Source organism: Mycobacterium sp. 1423905.2, assembly GCF_001673155.1.
In the GTDB taxonomy this organism is placed as follows: domain Bacteria; phylum Actinomycetota; class Actinomycetes; order Mycobacteriales; family Mycobacteriaceae; genus Mycobacterium.
Genome location: NZ_LZLE01000327.1, coordinates 1 through 1,377, shown reverse-complemented (window position 1 = coordinate 1,377; position 1,377 = coordinate 1). Strand labels below are relative to the sequence as shown.

The window sequence follows — 1,377 nt, the reverse complement described above, 5'->3', positions numbered from 1 at the left end:
GATGAGCCGCCGGGCGTGTGGTCGGTGTGCCACGGATTGCGCGCCGGCCCGAACAAATCGGGTTCGGTGATGCCCTTGGCGCCGAACTCTGGCGTGTTGGTCTTGCCGAAAATGACCAGTCCTGCGTCCAACCAGCGCTGCACGACCGTTGCGGTCTCGGTGACCGGCACCTTCGCCAGCGACCGCGATCCGCAGCTGGTCGGGTAACCCGCCAGATCCTGGTGCAGGTCCTTGATGAGGAACGGCACACCGGAGAATTGCGCACCCTCGACCGGCGGCGCCGGATCGATGTCGGCGACGATCGCGTTCAGCTTGGGATTGACCTCGGCCGCCCGAGCTTTGGCGGCTTGCAGCACTTCCTCCGGCTTGACCTGACCCGACCGAATCAGCTCGGCCAGTCCGGTCGCGTCGTAGCTCAGATATCCCTCCATGGCCCGAACCTTATGCTGAGCACCTCGGTATCAAGAGGGGAGCCACCTGGTGAGCGTGGATCGTGCCCGCGGACGCACGTTCGTCGTAACGGGCGCCGCTTCAGGAATCGGCTTGGCAACCGCGCAGCGACTGCTCGACGAAGGCGGCACCGTTGTGGGCGCCGACCTTGTCTCTCCACCGGATCTGGGCCCCAATTTTCACTTCGTCACCGCCGACATCTCCGATGAAGACGCCGTTGCCGCCGTGCTGGCCGTGGTGCCCGACCGACTCGACGGACTGGTCCACGCTGCCGGAGTGGCCGGCGGGGGACCGGTGCACCTGCTGGACCGCGCCGAATGGGAACGCGTCATCGGCATCAACCTCACCGGCACCTTCCTGATCGCCAAGGCGGCCCTGGCCAGGATGGTCGAACAGCCGCGCGTCGACGGTGAGCGCGGGTCCATCGTGACCTTGGCCAGTGTTGAAGGACTGGAAGGCACCGCCGGTGGCAGCACCTACAACGCGGCGAAGGGTGGCGTGGTGCTGCTGACCAAGAACATCGCCCTCGATTACGGACCCAGCGGTATCCGAGCGAACGCCATCTGCCCCGGCTTCATCTCAACTCCTATGCTGGACAACGTCTTCCGATTGCCGGGAATGGAGGGGCCGTTGGAATCGATCACGCGGGAGCATGCGCTGCAACGGCTGGGCACAGCGGAGGAGGTCGCGGCGGTGGCGGCGTTTCTGGTGTCGCTGGACGCCTCGTTCGTCACGGGTCAGGCCATCGCCGTGGACGGCGGATACACGGCGGGCCGCGATCATGGCGTGGTCAAGCTTTTCGGCCTGCCCGAATGATCAGTGCCCTTTGCCACCTTTAGGTTTCTTACCGTGGCCGTTCGGTGGAGGTGCTGGTGCCTCGGCCGGGGCGCTGGTGGGGGCTGGGGCGGTCGCTTCCGTGCTCGGCGG

Annotated in this window: 2 protein-coding genes; one reads left to right on the top strand and one right to left on the bottom strand. The window is 66.2% G+C overall.

The annotated features are described in order from the left end of the window. Nucleotides 1-431: amidase (locus A9W95_RS22440; protein WP_172826688.1), on the bottom strand; the 431-nt coding region annotated here is incomplete at its 3' end. 46 nt (nucleotides 432-477) lie between these two features. On the opposite strand from A9W95_RS22440, the gene A9W95_RS22435 reads away from it, so the two are divergent. Next, nucleotides 478-1,266 (top strand): SDR family NAD(P)-dependent oxidoreductase, encoded by a 789-nt coding sequence (locus A9W95_RS22435; RefSeq protein WP_067418002.1) that lies wholly within the window; start codon nucleotides 478-480, stop codon nucleotides 1,264-1,266. Nucleotides 1,267-1,377 lie beyond the last annotated feature (111 nt).